The organism is Motiliproteus sediminis, assembly GCF_017912535.1.
Lineage (GTDB): Bacteria > Pseudomonadota > Gammaproteobacteria > Pseudomonadales > Balneatricaceae > Motiliproteus > Motiliproteus sediminis.
On record NZ_JAERQK010000001.1, the window covers coordinates 245885 to 264173 of the forward strand.

At 59.7% G+C, this 18289-nt stretch carries 16 protein-coding genes; 10 read left to right on the plus strand and 6 right to left on the minus strand.

Going from position 1 to position 18289, the window contains the following annotated elements; genetic code table 11:
• Positions 1-2: 2 nt before the first annotated feature.
• The 4 genes from JJQ76_RS01135 (at position 3) to JJQ76_RS01150 (ending at position 7766) form a co-directional block, all read left to right on the plus strand.
• Entirely contained in the window at positions 3-947 is a 945-nt protein-coding gene (locus JJQ76_RS01135) for an alpha-E domain-containing protein (RefSeq protein WP_210394788.1), read from the plus strand.
• Positions 944-4270 carry a transglutaminase family protein gene (locus tag JJQ76_RS01140; RefSeq protein WP_210394790.1) on the plus strand — a complete coding sequence of 1109 codons (3327 nt, stop codon included), beginning with the start codon at positions 944-946 and terminating at the stop codon, positions 4268-4270. Before JJQ76_RS01135 ends, JJQ76_RS01140 begins: the two co-directional genes overlap by 4 nt.
• 74 nt (positions 4271-4344) lie before the next feature.
• Positions 4345-6879: a circularly permuted type 2 ATP-grasp protein gene (locus JJQ76_RS01145; RefSeq protein WP_246480010.1), complete on the plus strand. Its 2535-nt coding sequence runs from the start codon at positions 4345-4347 to the stop codon at positions 6877-6879.
• Entirely contained in the window at positions 6876-7766 is an 891-nt protein-coding gene (locus JJQ76_RS01150; RefSeq protein WP_210394795.1) for a transglutaminase family protein, read from the plus strand. Before JJQ76_RS01145 ends, JJQ76_RS01150 begins: the two co-directional genes overlap by 4 nt.
• An 11-nt stretch (positions 7767-7777) precedes the next feature.
• Here the strand turns inward: JJQ76_RS01150 and JJQ76_RS01155 are convergent, their stop codons facing one another.
• Positions 7778-8209 (minus strand): chemotaxis protein CheW, encoded by a 432-nt coding sequence (locus JJQ76_RS01155; RefSeq protein WP_210394796.1) that lies wholly within the window; start codon positions 8207-8209, stop codon positions 7778-7780.
• Between the two features lie 223 nt (positions 8210-8432).
• On the opposite strand from JJQ76_RS01155, the gene ectA reads away from it, so the two are divergent.
• The 6 genes from ectA (at position 8433) to JJQ76_RS01185 (ending at position 13727) form a co-directional block, all read left to right on the plus strand.
• Positions 8433-8921 carry a diaminobutyrate acetyltransferase gene (gene ectA, locus JJQ76_RS01160; protein ID WP_210394797.1) on the plus strand — a complete coding sequence of 163 codons (489 nt, stop codon included), beginning with the start codon at positions 8433-8435 and terminating at the stop codon, positions 8919-8921.
• Between the two features lie 56 nt (positions 8922-8977).
• Entirely contained in the window at positions 8978-10282 is a 1305-nt protein-coding gene (gene ectB / locus JJQ76_RS01165; RefSeq protein WP_210394798.1) for a diaminobutyrate--2-oxoglutarate transaminase, read from the plus strand.
• Positions 10283-10388: 106 nt separating this feature from the next.
• Positions 10389-10793, plus strand: coding sequence for an ectoine synthase (locus tag JJQ76_RS01170; RefSeq protein WP_210394799.1), 405 nt, complete (start codon positions 10389-10391; stop codon positions 10791-10793).
• A 12-nt stretch (positions 10794-10805) separates the two neighbouring features.
• Positions 10806-11144 (plus strand): TraR/DksA family transcriptional regulator, encoded by a 339-nt coding sequence (locus JJQ76_RS18180; RefSeq protein ID WP_210394800.1) that lies wholly within the window; start codon positions 10806-10808, stop codon positions 11142-11144.
• A 14-nt stretch (positions 11145-11158) separates the two neighbouring features.
• The gene (locus tag JJQ76_RS01180; protein WP_343232461.1) at positions 11159-12646 is read left to right on the plus strand and encodes an aspartate kinase; all 1488 of its coding nucleotides are present in this window, start codon (positions 11159-11161) and stop codon (positions 12644-12646) included.
• Between the two features lie 109 nt (positions 12647-12755).
• A complete protein-coding gene (locus JJQ76_RS01185; protein ID WP_210394801.1) occupies positions 12756-13727 on the plus strand; it encodes a GGDEF domain-containing protein in 972 nt (323 codons plus the stop codon).
• 64 nt (positions 13728-13791) lie between these two features.
• On the opposite strand, the gene JJQ76_RS01190 is transcribed toward JJQ76_RS01185, so the two are convergent.
• The 5 genes from JJQ76_RS01190 to JJQ76_RS01210 all read right to left on the minus strand — a co-directional run bounded on the left by JJQ76_RS01190 (position 13792) and on the right by JJQ76_RS01210 (position 18283).
• The gene (locus JJQ76_RS01190) at positions 13792-14364 is read right to left on the minus strand and encodes a Spy/CpxP family protein refolding chaperone (RefSeq protein WP_210394802.1); all 573 of its coding nucleotides are present in this window, start codon (positions 14362-14364) and stop codon (positions 13792-13794) included.
• A 33-nt stretch (positions 14365-14397) separates the two neighbouring features.
• Positions 14398-15159, minus strand: coding sequence for an ABC transporter permease (locus JJQ76_RS01195; protein ID WP_210394803.1), 762 nt, complete (start codon positions 15157-15159; stop codon positions 14398-14400).
• Positions 15156-16079: an ABC transporter ATP-binding protein gene (locus JJQ76_RS01200; protein ID WP_210394804.1), complete on the minus strand. Its 924-nt coding sequence runs from the start codon at positions 16077-16079 to the stop codon at positions 15156-15158. Before JJQ76_RS01200 ends, JJQ76_RS01195 begins: the two co-directional genes overlap by 4 nt.
• A gap of 222 nt (positions 16080-16301) precedes the next feature.
• Positions 16302-17618, minus strand: a complete 1317-nt coding sequence (locus tag JJQ76_RS01205) for a sensor histidine kinase (protein WP_210394805.1) — start codon at positions 17616-17618, stop codon at positions 16302-16304.
• Positions 17615-18283, minus strand: coding sequence for a response regulator transcription factor (locus tag JJQ76_RS01210; RefSeq protein ID WP_210394806.1), 669 nt, complete (start codon positions 18281-18283; stop codon positions 17615-17617). Before JJQ76_RS01210 ends, JJQ76_RS01205 begins: the two co-directional genes overlap by 4 nt.
• Between the last annotated feature and the right edge of the window lie 6 nt (positions 18284-18289).

Here is an 18289-nt window from a genome sequence, read left to right on the forward strand (position 1 = left end):
GCATGCTATCCAAAGTCGCTGAACGACTGTACTGGACCTCACGTTATCTGGAGCGGGTAGAAAATACCGCCCGGCTGGTGAGCGTCTACGATAACCTGCTGTTCGACCTGCCGCGCGAGATCGATATCAGCTGGTACAACCTGGTGGAACTCAACGGTGCACAGGCGTTGTTTGAAGAGCGTTACCGGGTGCGTGACGAACGCAACGTGGTCAAGTTCACCCTGGCCGATGATACCAACCCCTCGTCGATGCTGAGCTCGTTGATGTTAGCGCGTGAGAACGTGCGCACGACCCGTGATGTGCTGCCGCCGGACAGCTGGGAACTGATCAACGAACTACGTATCTTTGCCGCTGCCAACATCCATAACGGCATCAATCGCAGTGCCCGTTACGAGTTTCTCGACCATGTGATCAAGTCGTGTCAGCAGATCAACGGGCTGATGAACGGCACCATGAGCCGCGACGCGTCCTGGCAGTTTCTGCGCATTGGTCGCAATCTGGAACGGGTCGATATGGTGACCCGGTTACTGGATGCCGGCGCCGTGGCCCAGATTCAGGGTGAGGCGGAAACCAATATGGCCATCAGTCAGGTAATCTGGGGCAACGTGCTGCGCTCCAGCAGTGCCGATCTGAGCTACCGGCGCACCATGCGCAGTGCGATTACCGCCAGCGATGTGGCGGATTTTCTGTTGCGTGACCCGGAGTTTCCCCGCAGCGTCCGCTTTGGCCTGGGCGATATGCGTCACGCCGTTACCCGCCTGCCCCATGGCAAGGCGGTCACCGGGCAGATAGATCGACTGCTCAAGGCGGTGGAGAATGCCGATGTAAGCGACCTGGCTGCGGTAGGTTTCCGCGACCTGCTGAACGAGGTCCAGCTGGATCTGATCGATCTGCACCAGAGTTTCGGTGAAACCTGGTTTTCCTATGACGAGCCGGAGGTCGCATGACCATTCGCACCGCGATCCACCATGTAACCGAGTACCGTTTCGACCGCCGGGTCTCGTTGTCTCCCCATACCATCCGCTTGCGTCCGGCGCCGCATAGTCGTACGCCGATCAAGGGCTACAGTCTCAAGGTCAGCCCCAGCGATCATTTTATCAACTGGCAGCAGGACCCCTTTGGCAACTTCCTGGCGCGGTTGGTATTCCCCGAGAAAACCGACCATCTCAAGGTCGAGGTCGAGGTGATTACCGATATGACGGTGATCAATCCGTTCGACTTCTTTCTTGAGGAGAGCGCCGAAAAAGCGCCGTTCAGTTATGACGAGGCGGTGCGCAAAGAGCTGCAACCTTACCTGGAGATCCGCGACGACGGCCCGCTGTTGCGCGAGTGGGTCAAGTCGGTACCGCGTAAAAAGATCCCCACCAATGATTTTCTGGTGATGCTCAATCAGCGTCTGGAGCAGGAGATCGCTTATAACATCCGCATGGAACCGGGGGTACAGAGTTGCGAAGAAACCCTGACCATCAAGCGCGGATCCTGTCGCGACACGGCCTGGCTGCTGGTCCAGATTCTGCGTCACCTCGGACTGGCTGCCCGCTTTGCGTCCGGTTACTTGGTGCAGTTGACGGCGGATCAGAAATCGCTTGATGGACCGTCGGGCCCGGAAGCCGATTTCACCGATCTGCACGCCTGGTGCGAAGTTTACCTGCCCGGTGCCGGCTGGGTCGGACTTGATCCCACCTCTGGGCTGTTTGCCGGTGAGGGACATATTCCGCTCGCCTGCACCCCGTCGCCTTCGTCAGCGGCCCCGATTGAGGGCTTTACCGACGAATGTGAAGTGACCTTTGCGCACAGTAATGAGGTGATTCGGATTCATGAAGACCCCCGGGTAACCAAGCCCTATAGCGACGACCAATGGCAGTGCATCAACGCTCTTGGGGCGGCGGTGGACGCCCGGCTTGAGCAGCAGGATGTGCGGCTCACCCAGGGTGGCGAGCCCACCTTCGTATCCATTGACGACATGGACTCAGCCCAATGGAATACGGAGGCGCTGGGCGCCGACAAGCTTAAACTGGCCAAAGCGCTGCTGCTGCGTCTGCGCGATCGTTTTGCCCCGCAAGGCCTGCTCCACTACGGCCAGGGGAAGTGGTATCCGGGTGAAGAGGTGCCACGTTGGGCGCTGGGTTGTTTCTGGCGCACGGATGGCGAACCGCTGTGGCGTGACAACCGCTGGGTGGCGCGGGTGGATCGTGACTATGGTGCTGGCGTGGAACAGGCTGAAACCTTCGCCCGTGCGCTGGCAACCAGCGCAGGTCTCAGCGAGCAATTTCTGATTCCGGCCTACGAAGATGCCCTCTACTACATCTGGAAGGAACAGACCCTGCCGCAGGATATCGACCCGCTCAAAGCGGATCTGAAGGATTCGCTGGAACGGCGCAAACTGGCGCAATTGCTGGATCATGGTCTTCACCGGCCGGTGGGGTTTTGTCTGCCGCTGGGTTGGAACCACCGAAGCCAGCACTGGTGCAGCAGCCCCTGGCCATTGCGACGGGATACCCTGACGCTGATACCCGGTGACTCACCCCTTGGGCTGCGATTGCCGCTTGATTCTCTGCCGGCAGAAACCGAGGGCTTGAAAGACACGCCACAGCCACGGGACCCCCTGGCTCCAGTGGAACCGTTACCACAAGCTGGCGACAGTGCCGCCGCGGCCGCGGCAGCAGCGGGGGAAACCGCGTCGCGGGTCAGCGTGGTGCGTACCGCGCTCTGTATCGAACCACGCGATGGGCGCCTGTATCTGTTCCTGCCGCCGATGGAGCAGCTGGAACACTATGTGGCGCTGATCGAGTTGATCGAAAATGTTGCGGTAAAACTGCAGCTGCCGGTGGTGATCGAGGGCTACGAGCCGCCCAAAGATGAACGCCTGCGCTGCTTCAAGGTAACCCCCGATCCGGGTGTTATCGAGGTAAATATTCACCCCTCAACTAACTGGCAGGATCTGGTTGCGACCACGGAGATCCTCTACGAGGAAGCGCGCCAGGCACGCCTGGGTACCGAGAAATTTATGCTTGATGGTCGCCACACCGGTACTGGTGGTGGCAACCATATCACGCTGGGGGCGTCCACCCCGGCCGACAGTCCTTTTCTGCGTCGTCCGGACCTGCTGCGCAGTTTGGTCACCTACTGGCAACACCATCCGGGATTGTCCTATCTGTTTTCCGGTATGTTTATCGGCCCTACCAGCCAGGCGCCGCGCGTTGACGAAGGGCGCGACGAGATGCTCTACGAGCTGGAAGTGGCGTTTGCCGAGATGCCGGACGGACTGGTTGACAAGCCCTGGCTGGTGGACCGACTGATGCGCAACCTGCTGGTGGATATCACCGGTAATACCCACCGATCGGAGTTTTGCATCGATAAGCTCTACTCACCGGGCAGCGCCGCCGGGCGTCAGGGACTGCTGGAGTTTCGCGGCTTCGAGATGCCTCCCCATTCGCGCATGGCGTTGGTTCAAGCACTGTTGATACGAAGCCTGATCGCCCTGTTCTGGACCCAGCCTTATCATAAGCCGCTGGTGCGCTGGGGCACTGAGCTGCACGACCGCTTCATGTTGCCCCATTTCGTCTGGAACGATCTGCGTGAAGTCGTCGCGGATCTGCAGCGGGCCGGACTGCCGTTCCAACTGGAGTGGTTGGCTCCCTTTGAAGAGTTCCGCTTTCCCCATTACGGCACTACCCAGATCGACGACATGCGGATCGAGTTGCGTTGGGCAATCGAACCCTGGCATGTGCTGGGTGAAGAGGTAAGCAGCTTTGGTACCGCCCGTTACGTGGACTCCTCAGTGGAGCGGCTGCAGGTCAAATTGGAAGGGCTCACCGCTGACCGCTATATCCTCGCCTGCAACGGCCGTCGGGTGCCGCTGAAGCCGACCGGGCGTCACGGTGAATACGTTGCCGGAATCCGTTATCGAGCCTGGCATCCGCCCTCGGCACTGCACCCTACCATCGGGGTGCATACGCCGCTGGTGTTCGATCTGGTCGATAGCTGGAACGGTACCTCCGTGGGCGGCTGCACCTATCACGTGAGCCATCCGGGCGGACGTAGTTACGACACCCAGCCGGTGAATGCGTTTGAAGCTGAATCGCGCCGTATCAACCGCTTCTGGGACTTCAACCACACCCCCGAGGTCACCACCGTCACGCCGGGGTTCGACGCGTTGCGGGAGTTTTTCCCTAACCAGCATCCGCCAACACCTATGGCACCGCCGCCGGAGCAGCCCACCATGGAGTTTCCGCATACTCTCGACCTGCGGAGAAAAATGGAATGCTGAGAGGGGCGTGTCATACTAACGCCTGATCTCTGCTGGAATGGGTAAACGCAGAAATGGAAAACGTGGCACCGCAGATGGCTGACCCGCTTGAGTACTCCCCCGGTAGCGGTGGCTACGACGAGGTCTATGGTGACCAGCAGAACCCGCGCGAGCACTGGCGTTACCTGCTTGAAGGCTTTCGCTCGCTAGGTCCCCAGGGGATCCGCGAACGGCAGATGAAAGCCGAGCGGATTTTGCGTGATGATGGCGCGAGCTATAACAGTGGTGCCCTGGGTATCAGCAGTACCTGGCCTCTCGATCCCGTGCCGCTGGTACTGGAAAGCGAGGAGTGGGGCGCGATCGAGGCGGGATTGCTGGAGCGGGCCGAGCTGCTCGACCTGCTGCTCAAGGATCTCTACGGTGAGCGCACCCTGATTCGTCACGGGGTGATCCCGCCAGAGCTGCTGTTCAGTCACGGCGGTTTCTTGCGTGCCTGTCAGGGGATCAGTGTACCCGGTGAGCACCAGTTGCTGCTTTATGCCGCGGATATGATTCGTGGTCTGGATGGCCGCATGCGGGTGGTGGGTGATCGCACCCAGGCTCCCAGTGGTGCCGGCTATGCTCTGGAAAACCGCACCGTCATGTCGCGGGTGCTGCCCTCGCTGTTCCGCGACAGTCATGTCCATCGGCTGTCACTGTTCTTTCAGTCGCTGCGGGTCCAGCTCAACCAAGTGGCCGGACATATCACCAGCGACATGCCCCGGATCGTGATCCTGACCCCGGGATCGCTCAACGAAACCTACTTTGAACACGGCTATCTGGCCAATTATCTGGGTTTTCCGCTAGTGCAGGGCAGTGATCTGCTGGTCAGCAACGGCTACCTGTGGATGAAGTCGCTCGGCGGGCTGGAGCGGGTCGATGTGGTGCTGCGGCGGGTGGATGATTATTACTGCGATCCGGTGGAGCTAAAAGCGGACTCCCACCTCGGGGTGCCCGGGTTGCTGGAAGTGGTGCGTTCCGGTCGGGTGGTGGTGGCCAATCCCCTTGGCTCGGGGGTGCTGGAGAATCCGGCACTGATGCGTTTTATGCCCCAGATCGCCCAGCACCTGCTGGGGCGCGAACTGCGCCTTGACTCGGTGGAAACCTACTGGTGTGGCATTCCACAGGATATGGCCTACGTGGTTGAGAATATCGACCGACTGGTGATCAAGCCAACCTTTCGCAAGAAGGGGGTGCAGAGCCTGTTCGGCCATCGCCTGAGCGCCGCGCAACGGGCCCAGGTGCTTGACCAGATTCGCCGTTACCCGATGCATGTGGTAGCGCAGGAGTATATGCAGCCATCGGTCACTCCCAGCTGGCGGCAGGGGGAACTCTGCGCGCGGCCGACGCTGCTGCGGAGTTTTGCCGTCGCCAGCCAGGGCTCCTACAGCGTGATGCCGGGCGGACTGACCCGGGTTGGCGAAGCGGCCGATGCGCTGAATCTCAGCAATAGCGATGGCGCGATCAGCAAAGACACCTGGATTTTGGCCTCGGAACCGGAGAAAAAAATCTCCCTGCGCGACGTGGACCAGCAGCCTCGCCCGCAAGGCGGCGGGCGCAGTGCGGTATTCCCCTGTCGCGTGGTCGAAAACCTGTTCTGGATGGGGCGTTACGCCGAGCGTACCGAGGCCGCCTCTCGCCTCCTGCGCACTGTCTTTGTGCAGCTCAACAGCACCTACGAAATGCCGGAAGATAGCCGCAATCTGCTGCTGCGTTCGGTCACCGAGCTGACCACCACCTATCCCGGCTTCACCCTGGTTGACGCCGAGCTGCTGGCCGAGCCGGAAAGCGAGTTGATGGCGGTGGTGCTGGATGCCGAACGCAACGGCAGTGTGACCGCCAACCTTAATGCGTTTGTGCGCTGTGCCGATCAGGTACGGGAGATGTTGTCGGCCGATACCCAGCGGTTGATCAATGATCTGCGCGATGAGGTCGGTGATCTCAAGGAACTGTTGCAGCATGGTCTCGCTTCGGCACCGGAGGAAGCACTTGATCCGCTGGTTACCTCGCTGCTGGCACTGTCGGGTCTGTGGCATGAGAGCATGGTGCGCGGACTGGGCTGGCGCTTTATGGATATGGGGCGCCGGGTCGAGAAGGCGTTGCAGACCGTGCGCCTGTTGCGCGCGGCGCTGGTGCAGGAGCTGCCGGAGCAGGAACAGGGGCGGGTATTGGAAGCGGTGCTGGTCAGTCTGGAAACCCTGATGACTTATCGCCGCCGTTCACGCAGCGGCAACGATATGGTGCGAGGACTGGAACTGCTGCTGTGCGATGCCGGCAACCCCCGTTCGGTTTTCTATCAGCTGCGTCAGTTACAGCAGCATCTGGCAGAACTGCCGGCGGCGGCCCACGGGGTCGGACTGGCGGCTGAGGACCGCTATGTGCTGGAAGCGGCCACCGCGATCCAGCTGGTTGATCTGGAACAGCTGACGACGGCCGATGAAGAGAGTGGCCAGCGCGTGGCACTGGACCAGCTGCTGGCGCGCTTGCAGCATCTGCTGGAGGAAACCTCAGGCCAGGTCAGTGGCAAGTACTTCGACCAAATCAAGGTTCACCAGCAGCTGGTGAATACCGCCTGGGACGACGAGTTATGATCTACCGTATTCGCCATCTGACTCGTTATGAGTACGAGAAGCCGGTCAGCCTCTGCTACAACATGGCTTACCTGCTGCCACGGGACACCCATTACCAGAGTTGTCGTTCCAGTCAGGTGAGGATCTCACCGGTGCAGACGACGGGGCAGCGGCGGACCGATTACTTCGGTAATACCGTGTACTACTTTTCGCTGGAGCAGCCCCATCACCACCTGGAGGTGGACGTAACCAGCGAGATACAGATTCTGGATAGCAAGTACGCTCGCAATATGGAGCTGGACCTGGACTTCGGCGCTACCTGCGGCCAGGCCTTGGTACAGCTGCAGGACAGTCGTGAACTGAGCCTGCTGGAAGCGCGTGAATTTGTGCTCGACTCGCCGATGGTGAGAGCGTCGCAAGCGCTCAGGGATTACGCCAAGCCCTCTTTCAACCGCAACCGACCGTTACTGTCGGCGGTTCGGGAGCTGACCCACCGTATCTATACCGATTTTACCTACGACCCGGATTCTACCCACGTGGCTACGCCGCTGAGCGAGGTACTGAAAAAACGCGCCGGGGTGTGTCAGGACTTTGCCCATCTGGCTGTCGGTTGTTTGCGTTCACTGGGGTTTCCGGCCCGCTATGTCAGTGGTTATCTGGAAACCCTGCCGCCGCCCGGGCAGGAGAAACTGGTCGGCAGTGATGCGTCTCATGCCTGGTTTGCGGTGTTCTCTCCCGGTGAAGGTTGGCTGGAGTTTGACCCTACCAATGACAACATGCCGGCGGAGAATCATATCACCACCTCCTGGGGGCGCGACTACGGTGACGTGTCGCCACTGAAAGGAGTCTTTTTCGACGGCGGTGACAAGCAGAAACTGACGGTATCGGTTGATGTTGCCCGGATCTGAATCCCGCCGCTTCAATTAACGGCAGCCGCCCCTTTGAGCAGGTCAACCAGAATCAGCAGTCCATCAGCGTGGCGGGCCGTTCCCACCATCAGGGTGTGATCCTGACTGTGTTCGACCGGCTCGATCACCTCGGCCGGTAGGCTGACAATCTCCTCCACGCTGTCCACCACCACGCCGAAGCGCTCATCGTCGCCATCGACTATCACAATTCGCTGATCCGCTTTGTCGGCGGGGGCGGGTGTGTCTAGCAGGCGATGGCCATCGACCACGGTTATAACCTCCCCGCGGACATTGAGCACCCCTTCAACACTGCTTGGCGCGCCGGGTACCGGCGCAGGCGGGTGGTACTCGATCACCTCTTTCACCGACGCGATGGGTTGAGCGTAGAGCTCCTGGTGCAAGCGAAAACTGATCCATTGATGTGTGGTCGCCGATCTATCCATAAGTGTCGTCTAGGGTTCCGGTCAGAGGTCTGGGTGGACAAAAAGAAAGATTAGTGTACAATTCATTCGACCTCTAAGTAAACGGACTCTGATGTCCGTTTTTTTATAGCGTGTTGGTGTCTTCGAGCGATATGGCGGTTACGGCTGTCATTATTGGTTCATCCGGCACCGGTAGGCTAGAGGTGTAACAATTAGATCAGCAACTAAACAAAAGAGGTTTGTGTTGAGTCTTCCTGACATAGAATTGCGCGTCCCGACCGCTGAGGATGGGCGCGCTGTTCACCGGTTGGTGGCCGAATGTGCGCCGCTTGACCCCAATTCCCTTTACTGCAATCTGCTGCAGGCCAGCCACTTTTCCTCCACCTCTGTCGCCGCCGTTGCCGGCGAGCAGCTGGTGGGGTTTATCTCCGGTTACCTGATTCCCGAGCGCCCCGACACCCTGTTTATCTGGCAGGTGGCGGTTTCCGACGCGGCGCGGGGTCAGAGGCTGGCAACGCGGATGCTGCGCCACATTCTTGAGCGGAACAGCTGCGCACAGGTGGCTTTTCTGGAAACCACCATCACTCCCGACAACCAGGCCTCCTGGGCGCTGTTTCGCGGCCTTGCGGAGCGCCTCGGGGCCGAACTTTCCGAGTCGGTGATGTTTGATCGCCAGCGCCACTTTGGCGCTGAACACGACAGCGAGATGCTGGCCCGAATCGGCCCGTTCTGAGCCTTTTTATTACCTGTTTATTTTTATCCCCCGCACCCGGGGCAGGAGAGTTACAAATGAAGATTTTTGACGAGATTGAATCGGAAGTGCAGAGTTATGCGCGTTCCTTCCCGCGTATCTTTAACAAGGCGCAGGGCGAGATGCTGTACGACGAGGAAGGGACCCAGTATCTGGATTTCCTGGCCGGTGCAGGCACCCTGAACTACGGTCACAACAACCCGATTTTCAAAGAAAAACTGCTGGAGTACATCCACAGTGATGGTATTACCCACGGCCTCGATCTGCATACCAAGGCCAAAGGCGAGTTCCTCGAGGCGTTCAACGACAAGATCCTCAAGCCGCGCGGTCTCGATTACGTGATGCAGTTCACCGGTCCTACCGGCACCAACGCGGTGGAGGCTGCGATGAAGCTGGCCCGTAACATCAAGGGACGTGAAAACATCATCTCCTTCACCAACGGTTTCCACGGTGTCAGCTTGGGCTCCCTGGCTGCAACGGGTAACTCCCACCACCGCGGCGCCGCCGGTGTGGCTTTGGGGGGGACCAGTCGTGTGCCGTACGACGGCTATTTGGGTGACGATATCGACACCACCGCCTACCTCGACAAGCTGCTGTCCGACTCCAGCAGTGGCGTCGACAAACCCGCGGCTGTGATCGTAGAAACGGTTCAGGGCGAGGGTGGTATCAACGCGGCCAGCTTTGACTGGTTGCGTAATCTTGATGCGGTGTGTAAGAAGCACGATGTGCTGCTGATCGTTGATGATATTCAGGCCGGCTGTGGCCGTACCGGTACCTACTTCAGCTTTGAGGAAGCCGGTATCTACCCGGATATCGTCACTCTGTCCAAGTCCCTGGGTGGCTATGGCCTGCCATTCGCCGTCGTGCTGTTCCGCCCCGAACTGGACAACTGGAAGCCGGGCGAGCATAACGGTACCTTCCGGGGTAATAACTTTGCCTTTGTTACCGCCAAGGCGGCGATCGACCACTACTGGAGCGATGACCGTTTTTCCAACGAGATCAAGCGTAAGGGTGCTTACGTTTCCGAACGCCTGAATGCCATCGTCGAGCAGTACGGAGAAGGTAATTTCACCACCCGTGGTCGCGGCATGTTTCAGGGCATCAACTGCGTCAACGGCGACCTAGCCGGCAAAATCACCCGCAAGTGCTTCCAGCACAACCTGATTATCGAGACCAGTGGTGCCGATGATCAGGTGGTGAAGTTTCTCTGCCCGCTGATCATCAGCGATGAGAATCTCAAAAAAGGTCTTGATATCGTCGAGCAGGCGATTAAAGAGGTCTGCGCGCGGGAGGACTCCATCCCCGAAGAACACGATTATTTCGACCAGCAGATCGCCGTTTAACGGTCAGCCGTCGCGTTTTGGTCATCCCGCCAACCCATTCTGTCGCCCCGGGGCGGCGGGATGACCAGCCTAACCCTGTACCCGGAACTTTAACCAAGGTAACTACATGATCGTCCGCAACCTGAACGAAGCCGAGCAAAGCAACCGCCGTATTGTGGATCCCAATAACAACTGGGAAAGCACCCGGATGCTGCTGAAAGACGACAATATGGGCTTCTCGTTCCATATCACCACCATCTACGCCGGTGCTGATTTCCGTATGCACTACCAGAATCATCTGGAGTCGGTGTACTGCATCTCCGGTGAGGGTGAAGTGGAATCGCTGGAAGATGGCAAGGTCCACCCCATCAAGGCCGGTACTCTATACATCCTTGACCAACATGATCGTCATATTCTGCGTGCCTTCAAAGAGATGAAGATGGCGTGCGTGTTTAACCCGCCGCTGAACGGTACCGAAGTGCATAACGCCGACGGGGCGTATGAACTCGATGCCGACGCCGTGAGCGCATAAGGGTGGCACAGGGTGATTGATTCGCGCGACCTGGAGCGATTGAAAGTACGGGTCCGCAACCGGATTGAGCAGCTAAGCGCCAAGAGCGCAGAGAGCCCGGCTGATGAGGATGAGCAACCGCGTGATGACGATGATGCCACGTTGGACATCACCATCAACGCCATCGTCGGCGAGCAGGTTCGTGAAGGGGCCCAGCAGGAGCTGCGGGCCCTCAGCAAACAGCTGCAGTGGCTTGACGGTGACGACGCCGGTTTTTGCGACGACTGTGGTGATGCCATACCGCTGGCCCGGCTTGAGGCGGTACCGGTAACCCGACACTGTATTCGCTGCGCCGAGAAGCGCAGCCGCTAAAAAGGAGAATTAACGTGAGCGTAACGGAGGTCGCAACGACCCAAACCGTAACCCCGCAACAGACTCAACCCAGTATTGAAAAGATCGGCGGCACCTCAATGAGCGACTATGCCGCCGTGCGCGACAATATCGTGCTTAAACCGGCCCGCAACGGTGAACTCTACCAGCGTGTCTTTGTTGTATCCGCCTACGGCGGCGTGACCGACAAACTGCTGGAGCACAAGAAAAGTGGTCAGCCCGGTATTTATGCGCTGTTCGCCGGCAGTGTTGAAGATCAAAGCTGGCGCCTGGCGTTGGAAAACCTGCGTGATGAGCTGTTTATCATCAACGCCGGACTGTTCCCGGAGCCGGCGCTGCTGGCCGAAGCCAACAACTTTATTGCCGAACGTCTGGACAGCGCCAGCAAGTGCCTGGATGACCTGCAAAGCCTGTGTCTGCACGGCCACTTTGCCCTGGAGGGGCACCTGGCGACCGTTCGCGAGATGCTGGCCAGCATCGGTGAAGCCCACAGTGCCTGGAACACCGCCCGGCTGCTGCAGCGGGATGGCGTCAACGCCCGCTTTGTCGACCTGACCGGCTGGCAGTGTGAAGAGCATGTATCCCTGGACGAACGTATTCAACGGGCGTTCGAAGGGCTCGATCTCAGCCGTGAACTGCCGATCGTCACCGGCTATGCCCACAGCGAGCAGGGCCTGATGACCACCTTCGACCGCGGTTACAGCGAGATGACCTTCAGTCGGGTGGCGGTGCTGACCGAAGCGCGCGAAGCGGTTATTCACAAAGAGTTTCACCTTTCCAGCGCCGACCCGCGCCTGGTGGGCGAGGACAACGCCGTGCCGATCGGACGCACCAACTATGATGTGGCCGACCAGTTGGCCAATCTGGGGATGGAAGCGATCCATCCGCGTGCCGCCAAAGGGCTGCGTCAGCAGAATATTGCCCTGCGGGTGAAGAACACCTTTGAGCCGGAGCATGCGGGCACCCTGATTACCGGCGATTATGTCAGTCAGTCGCCCTGCGTCGAGATCATCGCCGGTTGCAAGGGTGTTTATGCCATTGAGGTGTTTGATCAGGATATGGCAGGGGCAATTGGTCGTTACGATAGCGAGATTTTGGCCATCATTCGCCGCTTTCGCGGCCACGTGGTCTCCAAGGATATCAACGCCAACACCATCACCCACTATGTCGCCACCAACCTGAAAACAGTCAAGCGGATCCGGCGGGAACTGGAGCAACAGTTTGCCGATGCTGAAATCGATCAGCAGAAAGTAGCCGTGGTATCGGCTATCGGCAGCGATATGAAGGTCGCCGGAATGTTGGCACGGACCGTGGCTGCGCTGGCTGAGCAAGAGGTCAGTGTGCTGGCGATGCACCAGTCGATGCGTCAGGTCGATATGCAGTTCGTGATTCGCGAAGAGGATTACGACCGTGCGGTGCAGGCGCTGCACGGCTGTTTGGTGGAGGTGCACGACCACGGTGAGGCAATCTGTCTCGCGTCCTAGGGCCAAAAACCCACACAGGTCAAAAAAGAAGCGTATCAGCGGGCGGTGAAGGTTCCCATAGCCGCCCGCTGTGGCTAGACTTGGCGCATCCACTGTTGTTGCCAGTACTATGAGCCAAAGACCTGAATCAAGCGGCCGCCCGCGCCTGTCGGTGGAACCCACCACGCCGGAGCTGCAGCATCTAATCCATGAAGCGATTCAACATACGCCGGACGGGATCGGTATCTTTGATCCCGACGATCGCCTGGTGTACAGCAACGAAGCACACTCAGGGCTGTTTGGCCTGCGGGTTGAAGATGCGCTGGGGTTAAGCTTCGAACAACTGGTCCGCCATGCCTATGCTCAGGGCAATGGCATCCACATCGAAACCGATAACATCGACGACTGGCTTGAGTACGCCTCAAGCAAGCGGCGAACCCAGGACTACCGCTCGTTTCAGACCGATACCCTGGACGGGCGCTGGGTACACCTGACCGAGCAGCTGCTGGAAAGCGATCACCTGTTTGTATTTTTTACCGATATCACCCAGCAGAAACGGGTCGAGAGCAAGCTCCACCAACTGACCTGCAAGCTCAAGATTCACGCGGAAACCGATGACCTGACCGGGACTCACAACCGCCGCCACTTCTTTGAACTGGCTGACAAGGAGCTGCGCCGCTGTCGCCGCAACCAGCAGCCGGCAGCGCTGCTGTTGATGGATGTGGATCACTTCAAAAAGGTCAACGACACCTACGGCCATCAGCAGGGCGACCGGGTGCTTTGCCTGATCTGCCGCACCCTGACCCGTGACCTGCGCGACTACGACGTGCTCGGCCGTATTGGTGGTGAAGAGTTTGCGCTGTTGGTGCCCCAGGCTGACAAGCAGCGTGCGCTCAACGTGGCGGAACGGCTGCGGCAGGAGGTTGAAGCGATTCGGTTTGCACCGCCGATGGAAGCGTTGCGTACCTCGTTGTCCATCGGCATTGCCGTCACCTGTGACAACAGCGAGGAGGTTAACGGTTTGATCAGCCGTGCCGACAAGGCGCTCTATGCTGCCAAGCATCAGGGCCGCAACCGGTCGGTGCTGGCTGACGACGCCTGAGCCTCATGGCGGTGCCTTTGTCGAGCTGCTTTCAGGCATCATGTGCAGTGCTGGTCCAAAACCACTAATGGCGGTGGTGTTCGGCTGCATGCCGGTTACCTTGATGGTGCGGGGAGCTGTCAATGGCGGCGGTGTAGCCGCGCAGTTCGTCATACCGCGCTATCTGCTGTTCGCTCAGCAGCGGTTTTAACGCCAGATGGGCTTTAAGGTGGGTGCCACGCAGCTGCGCGCTCAGCCGCCCGATTCCTGTGAGTAGCTGGTCGACCTGTTGGTCGCTGGCTTCTCCGTTGGCAAACAGCTGGTCCAGCGCGGCTTCCGCCTCAATCAGCTTTGTTCCCTGTTCAATCGCTTCGGCTTTCATCTGCTGATAAATCGCACGGATCTGCCGGCTCTGCAGTTCGCTTAACTGCAGCGCCTGGGCAAGTTCCAACACGTGCCGCGGCCCGGGGTAGTGATTGAGTTCGGCCGCTAGTGCCAGCCCCAGCCCCGCGCCGTTCTGCAGGCCCTCTATCTCGCTGTTGCTGAGTGCCTTGATGGTGCGCTGTTGCTGGCCGCGGTACGGTGCTGAGGGTTCAGGCAGCGCAAAGCTCGGAATCAGCAGCAAGGGTATCAGCAGTATCGCGATGATGGGTCGCATGAACAGTGCCTCCGGCATAGTGTTGAACTGATATCAGGATCGAATCCGGTAACCGCGTTTGAATATCCAGCTCACCGTGGCCAGGCAGGCGATCAGAAAAAACGCCGTCATGCCGAGACTGAGGGCCAGATTGACATCGGCGAATCCGTAGAAAGCCCAGCGTAGGCCGCTGATCAGGTAGACCACGGGATTAAACAGGGTCAGGGTCTGCCAGGGTTCCGGCAGCATACTGATGGAATAGAAAGCGCCACCGAGAAAGGTCAGCGGAGTGACGACCATCAGCGGGATCAGCTGCAGCTGTTGGAAGTCTTCGGCCCAGATGCCGATGATAAAGCCGAACAGGCTGAAGGTGACCGCAGTCAGCAGCAGAAACAGCAACGTCCACAGTGGGTGCACAATGCTGTAATCGACGAAGATGCGCGCAGTGGCGAGGATCAACAGCCCGAGAAGAACCGATTTGGTGGCAGCCGCGCCGACGTAACCGGCAACAATCTCAAACGGTGACACCGGCGCGGACAGCACTTCATAGATGGTGCCGGAGAACTTGGGAAAGAAGATGCCGAACGAGGCGTTGGAGATGCTTTCGCTCAACAGCGACAGCATTAACAGGCCGGGGATAATAAAGGCGCCGTAACTGATGCCGTCGATCGACCCCATGCGACTGCCGATGGCGGTGCCGAAAACGATGAAATAGAGCGAGGTGGACAGCACCGGCGAGGCGATACTCTGCATCAGAGTGCGCCAGGTACGGGCCATCTCGAAACGGTAGATAGCGGTTATACCATGCCAGTTCATCGAGGCTTCCTCACCAGATTGACGAAGATCTCCTCCAGCGAGCTCTCCCGGGTGTGCAGATCGCGAATCTCGATATCGTGCCGGGCCATCTGCTTCAGTAGCTCAGCAATGGCGCTCTGTTGCTGCGCATCGAAGTGGTATACCAGCACCTGATTGTCCTCTTCCTGCTGCAGCCGGTAGGGGTGCAGGGGCTCGGGGATGGAAGCCAGCGGCTGCTGCAGGTGCAGGCGCAGTTCCTTGCGGCCGAGTTTGGTCATCAGCGCGGCTTTGTCGTCCACCAGTATCAGTTCGCCGTGATTGATAACCCCGATACGGTCGGCCATCTCTTCGGCTTCCTCGATATAGTGCGTGGTCAGAATGATGGTGACCCCGCGTTCGCGCAGCTCTCGCACCATCGCCCACATATCCTGGCGTAGCTCCACATCCACGCCGGCGGTGGGTTCGTCAAGAAACAGAATCTCCGGCTCGTGGGACAGGGCTTTGGCGATCATCACCCGCCGCTTCATGCCGCCGGAAAGCGCCATGATGCGCGCGTCACGCTTGTCCCACAGCGACAGCTGCTGCAGCAGCCGTTGCAGGTAGGCGGGGTCGGGGGGCTTGCCAAACAGGCCGCGGCTGAAGGCCACCGTAGCCCAGACACTTTCGAAGGAGTCGGTCGCCAGTTCCTGCGGCACCAGGCCGATCTTGCTGCGCGCGGCGCGGTAGTCCCGGTTTATATCGAAACCGTCGACACGGATCTGCCCCCCGGAGGGGTTCACAATGCCGCAAACAATACTGATCAGGGTTGTTTTGCCGGCGCCGTTGGGTCCGAGCAGGGCCAGAATCTCGCCGCGGCGAATGCTCAGCGAGATCCCCTTGAGTGCTCGAAAGTCATTGGCGTAGGTTTTGGACAGCTGTTGGATCTCGATGATGGTACCCAAGTAACCTCCGGCATTGGCACAGGTGGGATGTGGGCCAGATAGAGTAATAGACCCTAAGTGGCCGGGCGGCAATCAGAACCCGTTACTAAACCGACGGCTTAAGCCTGCTTCCGGAGTGCGCCCCGGTTTGCGGCGATGCCCGCGTCAGGGGGCACGCGTCCCACCAATGGGTGAAGCATAGCCGGCGACGCCGTGGCCTGAAGGCCCGTGTGGATCCGCGGGTTAATCCTGAACCGGCAGGCTCACTTCAACGCGGAGACCGGATGCCGTGGTGGCTGGCAGTAGTCTCAGTTCACCTGCGTAGCTTGTCACGATCATCTGGCAGATCGACAGGCCAAGGCCGTGCCCCTCGACGTGTTCATCGATGCGGCTGCCGCGCAGGCAGAGCTCGTCGCAGCGCTCAGGGGGGATGCCGGGGCCGTTGTCGGACACCGTCAACACCCACTGCTGCGGTTGTCGGAGGAGGCTGACGCCCACCTGGTCGGCGCCAAACTTGGCGGCGTTGTCGAGCAGGTTGCCGGTCAGCTCCAGCAAGTCATCGCGGTCGAACGGAAGTTCGCCGGCAGGTGGTGGCGATAACTGAAAACGAACTGCTGGATGGATCCGCTCCAACACCCGAATCAGGTCAGGCAGATCTGTTTCTGGGCGCAAGCGGCGTCCCGGATGGGGACTGCCGGCGATGCGGGCTCGCTGTAACTCCCGCTCGACCAGCCGCTGGATGTCGGCCAGTGCCAGGCGCACCTCGCTGCGCTGTTCCACGGGCAGTTGCTCCGCGCTACTTTGCAAACGCTGTAGCGAGCGCTTGAGTTCGTGCGCCAGATTGCCCATCGCGGAGCGTGAGCGGGCGATCCGCTGCTCGAGCCGGCCCACCAGATGGTTGATCTCTTCAGTCAGGGGGCGGATTTCGGTCGGTACCGCCTGGGAGAGTTGCTCTATTTCGCCCTGCTGCAACTGGCGCACGGCGTTGCGCACCGCGTTGATCTCGCTGAAACTGCGGCGCAGCAGGTGGCGTTGCAGCAACCACAGCCCCAGCAGGGTGGTCCCCATCACCAGCCATAACCAACGGCTGAAGCGGTGCCACTGCTGTTCGACCGGCAATAGGTCCTCTGCCAGCCACAGCGTCACCGCGGTATTGTCATAGTCGATGCCCTGCTGCCACACCAGCCAATGCTCTTGCGGAGTGCGGACCACATCAAGCTGGCTGGCGCCGGCGGCCAGCGACGTCATAGGTGGGGTGTTGTCCCACAGGGAGCGCGAGCGCAGGCGAGTCTGTTGCGCCGGTATCGCCAACTGGTAGTAATGGCCGGATCTAACCCGCCGGTACACGGTGGGCAGCTGGTCAGCGTTGAGGGACAGCGAACCATCGGGTAGCGTTTGCAGGGCGTTGATCAGGGTGTCAGCGTCGTGCTGGAGCCGGGTGGCGACAAAGCTGTGGCTGAGGCGTTTGACCCCATATTCCGCCAGAGTGGCCAGCAGGATGAATGCGGCGGCCAGGGTAATGATCAGGCTGCTGCTGACCCGCCGTTCGATGGAACTCATGACTCGGGGCGACCCAGGCGGTACCCCTGGCCTCGCTGGGTTTGAATGATCCCCTTGCCGAAGCGGCTGCGCAGGCGGTTGACGTAAACCTCGATCACGTTGCTGTCACGCAACGACTCCTCTTCGTAGATATGCTCGCTGATGCTGTTCTTGGACAGCAGCTTGTCAGGATTCATCAGCAGCAGTCGCAGCAGCCGGTACTCGATCCCGGTCAGTGATTCCGGTGGCCGGCCGGGGAGAGTGAACTGCTGAGTGTCGGTATCCAGCTGCATCCCTTGATATTCGAGCAGGTTGTGCGCATGACCATGATGGCGACGAACTACTGCTTCGAGGCGTGCCAGCAACTCTTCAGTGTGGAAGGGCTTACCCAGGTAGTCGTCGGCACCGGCCTTGAGCCCGTCAACCCGTTCGTGCCACTGGTCACGCGCGGTCAGGATCAGCACCGGCGTGCTGTTGCCCTGTTCGCGCCAGTGGCGGAGCACCTCAAGGCCGTTACGTAGCGGTAAACCGAGGTCGAGGATAATCGCATCGAACGGCTCCTCGTCGCCGAGAAACTGGGCATCGACGCCGTCGTGGCTGAGTTCGGTGGCGTAGCCGGCGGCTACCAGCGCCGCCTTGACATCGCTGGCCAGCGCGCGATCATCTTCCACCAGTAGTACTCTCATCGTCCC

Coding starts and splice junctions, on each gene's coding strand:
- JJQ76_RS01210 (WP_210394806.1), bottom strand. CDS start 18,283: ATGAGAGTACTACTGGTGGAAGATGATCGCGCGCTGGCCAGCGATGTC.
- JJQ76_RS01155 (WP_210394796.1), bottom strand. CDS start 8,209: ATGGATAGATCGGCGACCACACATCAATGGATCAGTTTTCGCTTGCAC.
- JJQ76_RS01190 (WP_210394802.1), bottom strand. CDS start 14,364: ATGCGACCCATCATCGCGATACTGCTGATACCCTTGCTGCTGATTCCG.
- JJQ76_RS01150 (WP_210394795.1), top strand. CDS start 6,876: ATGATCTACCGTATTCGCCATCTGACTCGTTATGAGTACGAGAAGCCG.
- JJQ76_RS01140 (WP_210394790.1), top strand. CDS start 944: ATGACCATTCGCACCGCGATCCACCATGTAACCGAGTACCGTTTCGAC.
- JJQ76_RS01195 (WP_210394803.1), bottom strand. CDS start 15,159: ATGAACTGGCATGGTATAACCGCTATCTACCGTTTCGAGATGGCCCGT.
- JJQ76_RS01145 (WP_246480010.1), top strand. CDS start 4,345: ATGGCTGACCCGCTTGAGTACTCCCCCGGTAGCGGTGGCTACGACGAG.
- JJQ76_RS01135 (WP_210394788.1), top strand. CDS start 3: ATGCTATCCAAAGTCGCTGAACGACTGTACTGGACCTCACGTTATCTG.
- JJQ76_RS01205 (WP_210394805.1), bottom strand. CDS start 17,618: ATGAGTTCCATCGAACGGCGGGTCAGCAGCAGCCTGATCATTACCCTG.
- JJQ76_RS01185 (WP_210394801.1), top strand. CDS start 12,756: ATGAGCCAAAGACCTGAATCAAGCGGCCGCCCGCGCCTGTCGGTGGAA.
- JJQ76_RS01170 (WP_210394799.1), top strand. CDS start 10,389: ATGATCGTCCGCAACCTGAACGAAGCCGAGCAAAGCAACCGCCGTATT.
- ectB (WP_210394798.1), top strand. CDS start 8,978: ATGAAGATTTTTGACGAGATTGAATCGGAAGTGCAGAGTTATGCGCGT.